This window comes from Streptomyces sp. NPDC017890 (genome assembly GCF_044328675.1).
GTDB lineage: Bacteria > Actinomycetota > Actinomycetes > Streptomycetales > Streptomycetaceae > Streptomyces.
Map to the genome: position 1 here is coordinate 279,003 of NZ_JBIRHU010000008.1, position 6,795 is coordinate 285,797.

Genomic DNA, 6,795 nt, shown 5'->3' on the forward strand with positions numbered 1-6,795 from the left:
GTGGTCTGCGGTGATACGCCGAACGTATCGGACCGCGGTCGAGAGTGTATTCGACACGGGGCGGCGGTCGAGGCTTGACTCCAGGGCCAAGGGCCGTGGCAAAGAAGCCCAGTTGAGGCCCGCATCAGGTAAAGGAGCCCACCCGTGTTCTCAGAGCAGTCCCCAGCCGCCCAGCGACGTGTCAGTCGACGCAGTGTCCTGAGGACGAGTGTCGTCGCGGGTACGGCAGGAGCCGTGGGGACAGCCGGAACGGCGTCGGCCGCACCGCCGCGCGCCGGTCGGGCCCAGAGCGGTTTCCGCCCGGGGCGCAGTGGGGCGAGGCTACGCTGGCTCGGCGTGGCGGGCTGGGAGCTGAGCTTCGGGGGCCACCGGATCCTGATCGACCCGTATCTCACCCGGCAGCCCTACACGGACTCCGACGGCAAAGCCGACATGACCCGGGAACTGCAGGTGGACCACCGGATCATCGACTGGGTGCTGCGTGAACACCTCACCTCGGCACCGGAGTTCATTCTTCTGACGCACGGACATTGGGACCACCTCGCCGATGTGCCGTACCTCCTGGACCACCCCGCCTGGCGGGACCGGGAGATCAGCATCCTGGGCACCGAGACGCATCTGCACCTGCTGGCCGCCATGGGTGTCCCCGGTGCCGGGCGCAAGCACCGTCTGGTGGTGGTATCGGGGGACGAGGTGCTGCGCCATCCCCTCCAGTCGTCCGACAAGCCGTCCCGCCCCGACTACACCATCGAGGTGGTACGCAGTCTGCACAGCCAGCTCGGCGGGTACGGCTTCGACCCGTACGGCACCCTGACCGCACCCCCGGCCCGGCCCCGGTCGCTGGGCGATCTGGTCGAGGGCGGCACACTGGGCTACCAGGTCACGGTGGGCGACCGGTTGAGCATCATGTTCCTCAGCGGGTCAGCCAACTTCGCGGCCCGCGCAGTCGCCGGAGCCACCCCCGACGTGCTGGTGCTGGGCGCCAGCGGACACGCGGCCGTGTACGACTACTTCGAGCGCGCCGTCGGCACCCTGGGCCGGCCTCCGCTCATCGTCCCGAGCCACCACGACGACCTGGTCACGGCCCTGGACGACCCCGGGCTGCATGACACGGTGAACCGTCGCGCAGTCGACCGCCTCCAGCAGGTGATCGGGGCTGACGGCCGTGTCCTCGACCCCCGCCACCTCGAACCGCTGGACCTCTGACCTCCGGCGCCTCCCCCCGCTGCGCAAGGTCCGCCCGCTGGACAGGTACTCGCGGTACTCGTGGATGCCAGGCGTGATCACCAGCGGATGTCGTGTCCCATCTCCGTGGGCACCGCCCTTCTTGCGCGGCGAGGGGATGCCTTCACGTCGCGGCGCGGCGGAACCACGGTTCATGGATCACCCGGAGCAGTTCCGCCGGCCGGAGGTGTGCCCAGTCGGGTGGGTCGGTTTCGTTGCAGCCGTTGGGTTTTCCGAGTGCGGGCCACGGCTCGACGAGGTCGTCGATGATGAGACCCGCGCCGCGCAGGACCCTGACCCAGTCGCCGTAGGCGAGCTGGTAGCCGGCCGGGCCGTCGTCTTCGGCGATGGTGTTCAGCCCGAAGCAGTCCTGCTGCGGCGTCGTGGTCACGCGGCTGGCGGCTTCGTCGTAGCACGCTTCGAACCATGGGCCGGCGACGTTGAACACCAGGCGCCCGCCTCGGCCCAAGACGCGCGGCCCGCGGGACGGCCAGGTACGGGGGCGCCCAGCTGATCCGATGTCGAAGCCGGTGTCCGACCGGAAGACCCTGACCGCCACCGGACGCCTCAACCGCAGAGGCGGTCGCCTTACGACATCCCTACCTTTGGTGAGCGGCGCCGCGGGGACGCGGCGGAATGACTCCGGTCGAGAAGGTGTGCGGCTGTGGCACAGCGCGCGGCCGCGCCGCCCCGAACAGCCGGACGGCTCCCGCGCTGTTGGCAGCGGAAGCCGTCCGGCTGTTCGGGGCCGAGGCCCGACCGAGTCATGCGTGACGGTGCGAGCGCCGGTTGCCTACGACGAGGCGGTAGAGAGCGAGCAGGAGGACGGAACCGGCGATGGCGGCGATCCAGGTGGAGAGCTCGAAGAACCCGTCGATGGAGTCGACACCGAAGACCACCTTGCCGAGCCAGCCGCCGAGCAATCCACCGGCGATGCCGATGAGCATGGTGATGATGACGCCGCCGGGGTCCTTTCCCGGCATCAGTGCCTTGGCGATGGCGCCGGCGAGCAGGCCGATGATGATCCACGCGATGATGCCCATGGGTTCTCCGCTTCGTCGTGTAAAAGATGTGTCAGTTCACCGTGTACACCGCCCGCATCCGAACAAACGTGCCAGCTGGAGTCGAGTTCTGACGACTGATGACCGAGGCGGGGCGCGGTCTGCCGTCCGTGGCGAACCGCTGCTGTCCGGGTTGGTCGGCTCGCAAGGAACTCGGGTGTCCGAGAGGAGAGTTACGTGCCGCCTGGTCCGGACCGTCTCCACCATGGACGTGCTGCAGACGTTCCCGGCACCGAGGCGGCGGTCCTGATCCTGCCGGACGGAGCGCTGGCGACCGCCGCCGAGCCGGATGGCGCACCCGTCGTCCCGGTCTTCGCCTCCCGTCCCACCTGGGCGCCAGCGGCTTCGTTCTCGCTCGCGCCGCCGTCGCGGACCTGGACCGTTCGCCGCTCGGCTCCTTCGCTGTGGTGAGTCTGCCCAGTCCCGCGGGCGGCGTCCTGGAGTCCGGTCGTCTCACAGGGGTGATTTTCCGCAACCCCTTTCGAGGTCCCGGCGTCCACCTCCATGAAGGCTGGCCACCGATCACCCGGGAGAGCACGTGGCGAAGAAGGACCAGACCACGCAAGCGGCGCAGGAGAAGGACCGCGAGAGGTGGATGGCGCGTTTCCAAGTACGGCTGGCCACGCAGCCGGGTGTGGACCGGGCCGTTGTGCTCCAGGCGGTCAAGGATGTCACGGCGCACTGCGCGGATACGGGGGAGCACCCGCGGACTGCCTTCGGTGATCCGGACGCCTGCGCCGTGCAGACCGCCGCGCGGCTGGTGCCGGCGGATCGGGCGACGCACGCGAGGCGGCACAGCGCCGTGGTGGACGCGCTTGAGGCCGTGCGCAAGAGGGCCGCAGACATCGCCGGTCTGTGACCGCTGGAAGCAGCTTCTGTCATGTCCCGGCGCACATGTCCACCTCGGCGTGGAGGTCGCCACCACCGACCAGTCCACGCCGCGACCGGTCGCCTCGGCAGCCAGGGGAGCCTGGCGTACCGCCGCGGGCCGAGGCATGGTCGACCCGGCGAGCGGCACACCCTACGCAGGTCAGGTGACGTCGGTATCTGACGCGTGGCCACCCTCTTTCACGGTACTCCGGAACTCGTCGACAAGGTCCATGAGCACGCAGCGCCCGGCATCTACGGTCGAGCACGACCGGCATTACCGGCGCACACGTGTTTCGGCACCACCGAAGCACGCGGGACTGTGTCGACCCACTGGTCACCGGGAAGCGGAGCGCAGTTCGCGTTCCCGCCACCGCGGCGGCAGGATGGAACCATGACCGAGATCCGCACCCCTCGCCTTCTCCTGCGTCGATGGCTGGCCGATGACCTTGTCCCCCTGTCCGAGATTCATGCCGATCCGGCGGTGATGCAGGGCATCGGCGACGGGAAGCCGCGCTCCCTGGAGCAGACTGCCGAGGACATCGAGACGTGGGAGGAGGAGTGGGACGAGGAAGGGTTCGGGATGTTCGCGGTCGAGTTTCTGGGATCCGGTGAGTTGGCGGGAGCCGTCGGCCTCTCCGTCGCCGAAGCGCCGGTCGAGGTGGCTGGTCAGGTCGCGATCGGTTGGCGGCTCGGGCGGGTGTTCTGGGGGCAGGGGTACGCCTCCGAAGCGGCGCACGCCACACTGGAGTTCGCCCTGCAGGACCGAGGCCTCGACCGAGTGGTCGCCGTATGCCGTACGGGCGACAGGGCCTCCGTGAACGTGCTCGACAAGCTCGGCATGCAAACGGAGGCCACCGTACAGCCCCCGGGCCACGACTATGACCTCGCGGTGTTCGGCATCGACCTGACGCAGTACCAGGGTTAGGGACAGCACCCGCAGGACCGGCGAGCGCCGGGGGCGTAGAGGCTGCTGACATGCGGTGCCCCGGTCCTGAGGACGGGACCGGGATCGGACGTCAGGTGTTCTGTCCGCCCCGTGAAGCAGGACGCCGCCTACGACGCACAGCTCCTGCGTGCCGGACAGGAGCTCGTCGCCGAACTCCAGGGAGCCGAATCAGGGGGCCGTCAATTCGGTGGCACCGCCTCGGAGCCGTGGCTACTCTGTCGATGCTCCGTCGACCTGCTCTGGGCCTGAACGCGCCCTGGAAATGAGAATTTATGCCCCGGCCCGCGCTGAGCGCGCCTCGCCACACTGCCTGACCGTCCGACCCCGTCATGCCGCCCCCTGGCCGGTAACCGGACGCGTTCCGGGCCGTTGTGCCCCTGCCCTCACCGCCGTGCCCGCATGCGTGCCACGGGTCGGGGCAGGGCTGTTCGTCGAGGCCGCTCGGCCTGCTCTTGCTGTCACCACAGACCGACTCAGCAAGGAGCACACCGGGTGTCCCACACCAAGAAAGCTCTCTCCAGCACTCCGCGCAACGTCCTCACCGACACTTTCGTCTGCGCGTGGTGCGGCCTGACCGTGTCCGCCGCCGCCTGCGACGGCACACGGCGTAATCACTGCCCGTCCTGCCTGCACTCCCAGCACGTTCTCGACCACGTGGAGGGCGGACCCAGCGACTGCCACGGCCGGATGACGCCGATCTCCATCGCCGTACTGCGCACCGGTGACTGGATGGTCATCCACCGTTGTGTGGGCTGTGACGAGTTGACCTCCAACCCCGTCCGCGCGGACGACAACCAGCTCGTCCTGATGCGCATGGCCGTGCGACCACTGGCTCAACCACCCTTTCCACTCGAAGTGTTCGGCGAGCTGTGAGCCGGAAGGAGAACTGTCACCATGCCCAGGCGCAGTAGGCCGCCGAGGCGGGCACAGGCCACGCGGCGGCCGCAGCGGCGCAAGGACGTCCTGCACGGCCAGGGAGAGCACCGGGCGAAAGCCTTCCGGTGCGTGGGTTGTCGGACGGAGGTCTCACTCGACGCGCCCGGTACAGGACACCGCAATCACTGCCCGAACTGCCTGTCCAGCCTGCACGTCGACCGGCGGGTCCCGGGTGACCGGGCCGCGGACTGCCGGGGCCGCATGGAGGCGCTCAGCATGTCGGTGCGGCCCGACGGTGAGTGGATGATCATCCACCACTGCCTGGCCTGCGGCGTGCTCAGCGCCAACCGGATCGCGGGCGACGACAGCGCGCCGGTCCTCGTGCGCCTCGCGCTCAAGCCCCTGAGGGACACCAGCATCGCCCAACGCGTGCTGCTGACCCTTTGACGGCGACCGAGTGAGTGTGACCGCCGCCGATGCGAGGCGGCGGTCCTCTCCCGGCCGGGGCCGGCCCTGTGCTGTGCCGCCCCGGCGCAGCCGCACCGAGGCCTGCCCCGTGAGGTCGTTCGTGCCGTCGGCGTGATCTCCGAGCGTGACGATGCGGTCGGTCCAGACGCAGGGCATGTGCGTCGCGGAGATCGACGAGTTCCGCGCCCGCGAGAACCAAGGACACGTCGCCTTGCGTGATCGGTCGAGCGGAGGGCAGTTCCAGGGGGATGACGAACATATCCCGAGCAATTCATGCTCGTTATGTGCTGCTCGAACCGGGCGGCCGTGTCCCGCCACGACTCTCCGGTCAGCAGATGCATCGCCAGGGCATACGTCATCGCAGCACCCACGGCTGCTGACCGCGCTTCTTTCGCGTGTTGCCACGGGACGTCGCTGACCGGACGTTATACCACCGGTCCTCGGGTACTCGCTCGGTGTGCCGAGACCGTGGGTCGGTCGCCGGTGCTGATTGCGACGGATCGAGCAGAGAGGAAGGTTGTCAGATGAGCACGGTCAAGGAAACGGTGGAAGTCGGCGTTCCTGTGCACACCGCCTACAACCAGTGGACCCAGTTCGAGGAGTTCCCGCAGTTCATGGAGGGGGTGGAGCAAGTCAGGCAGCTCGATGAGCGCCGCAACCACTGGACCACCAATGTCAGCGGGGTGAAGCGCGAGTTCGACACCGAGATCGTCGACCAACTCCCCGACGAGCGCATCACGTGGCGTACCACTACGGGCGACACCAGTCAGAAGGGCACGGTCCGCTTCCAGCGCCTGGACGACACGCACACTCGGGTCGAGCTCGTCATGGACGTCGAGCCCACCGGCATCGCGGAGAAGACCGGTGACATGCTGGGCGTGATCGACCGCAGGGTGAAGGGCGACATGCAGCGTTTCAAGGAGTACATCGAGGGACGCGGCGGCGAGTCCGGAGCCTGGCGCGGGCGCATCAGGCCGGGTGAGTGACCCCTGTCCTGCCCCTGACGTCCTGTCCCTGAAGCGCAGCGTTGTCGGCGCCGGTGACCGCTTGGAGCCGCCGACGCCGGCGACGCGCGTGTCACGACCACATCGCTTGCCTGCTCCCGTATGCGCATGGCCCCGAATCCAGTGCAGCCCATCGGACGCCCCCGTCGGGGCGGGCGCGCTCCGGGCGATCCGGACGCTCTCCAAGCGCTGTGTACGAGGACAGGATCGATCCGGCGCGGTGGCGCCGCGGACTGCCACGCTGCTGACCGGCTAGGCGGTTTCGTTTGGATCATCGGGTGGACCAGAGGAAGATGCCTGCGATGTGGAGTCCGGCCAAGTAGATGGTGGCGGTCTTCTCGTAGCG

The 6,795-nt window shown here is 68.8% G+C and carries 8 protein-coding genes; 6 read left to right on the forward strand and 2 right to left on the reverse strand.

Annotated features, from left to right (window positions below; genetic code table 11):
- Window positions 1-234: 234 nt before the first annotated feature.
- The gene (locus ACH4F2_RS13435) at window positions 235-1,206 is read left to right on the forward strand and encodes an MBL fold metallo-hydrolase (protein ID WP_398132846.1); all 972 of its coding nucleotides are present in this window, start codon (window positions 235-237) and stop codon (window positions 1,204-1,206) included.
- A gap of 142 nt (window positions 1,207-1,348) precedes the next feature.
- On the opposite strand, the gene ACH4F2_RS13440 is transcribed toward ACH4F2_RS13435, so the two are convergent.
- Window positions 1,349-1,672 (reverse strand): hypothetical protein, encoded by a 324-nt coding sequence (locus ACH4F2_RS13440; RefSeq protein ID WP_398132847.1) that lies wholly within the window; start codon window positions 1,670-1,672, stop codon window positions 1,349-1,351.
- Window positions 1,673-1,988: 316 nt separating this feature from the next.
- Window positions 1,989-2,267, reverse strand: a complete 279-nt coding sequence (locus ACH4F2_RS13445; protein ID WP_398132848.1) for a GlsB/YeaQ/YmgE family stress response membrane protein — start codon at window positions 2,265-2,267, stop codon at window positions 1,989-1,991.
- Window positions 2,268-2,823: 556 nt separating this feature from the next.
- Between ACH4F2_RS13445 and ACH4F2_RS13450 the strand changes: the two genes are divergently transcribed.
- The 5 genes from ACH4F2_RS13450 to ACH4F2_RS13470 all read left to right on the forward strand — a co-directional run bounded on the left by ACH4F2_RS13450 (window position 2,824) and on the right by ACH4F2_RS13470 (window position 6,431).
- On the forward strand, window positions 2,824-3,144 hold the full coding sequence (locus ACH4F2_RS13450) for a hypothetical protein (RefSeq protein ID WP_398132849.1): 321 nt from the start codon (window positions 2,824-2,826) through the stop codon (window positions 3,142-3,144).
- 402 nt (window positions 3,145-3,546) lie between these two features.
- Window positions 3,547-4,080 (forward strand): GNAT family N-acetyltransferase, encoded by a 534-nt coding sequence (locus ACH4F2_RS13455; RefSeq protein ID WP_398132850.1) that lies wholly within the window; start codon window positions 3,547-3,549, stop codon window positions 4,078-4,080.
- 513 nt (window positions 4,081-4,593) lie between these two features.
- Entirely contained in the window at window positions 4,594-4,974 is a 381-nt protein-coding gene (locus ACH4F2_RS13460; protein ID WP_398132851.1) for an RNHCP domain-containing protein, read from the forward strand.
- A gap of 21 nt (window positions 4,975-4,995) precedes the next feature.
- Window positions 4,996-5,424, forward strand: coding sequence for an RNHCP domain-containing protein (locus tag ACH4F2_RS13465; protein WP_398132852.1), 429 nt, complete (start codon window positions 4,996-4,998; stop codon window positions 5,422-5,424).
- A gap of 545 nt (window positions 5,425-5,969) precedes the next feature.
- Window positions 5,970-6,431 (forward strand): SRPBCC family protein, encoded by a 462-nt coding sequence (locus ACH4F2_RS13470; RefSeq protein ID WP_398132853.1) that lies wholly within the window; start codon window positions 5,970-5,972, stop codon window positions 6,429-6,431.
- Window positions 6,432-6,795: the final 364 nt, after the last annotated feature.

Excerpts from the sequence above, each read along its gene's own strand:
- ACH4F2_RS13445 (WP_398132848.1), bottom strand. The coding sequence starts at position 2,267 with ATGGGCATCATCGCGTGGATCATCATCGGCCTGCTCGCCGGCGCCATC.
- ACH4F2_RS13455 (WP_398132850.1), top strand. The coding sequence starts at position 3,547 with ATGACCGAGATCCGCACCCCTCGCCTTCTCCTGCGTCGATGGCTGGCC.
- ACH4F2_RS13465 (WP_398132852.1), top strand. The coding sequence starts at position 4,996 with ATGCCCAGGCGCAGTAGGCCGCCGAGGCGGGCACAGGCCACGCGGCGG.
- ACH4F2_RS13470 (WP_398132853.1), top strand. The coding sequence starts at position 5,970 with ATGAGCACGGTCAAGGAAACGGTGGAAGTCGGCGTTCCTGTGCACACC.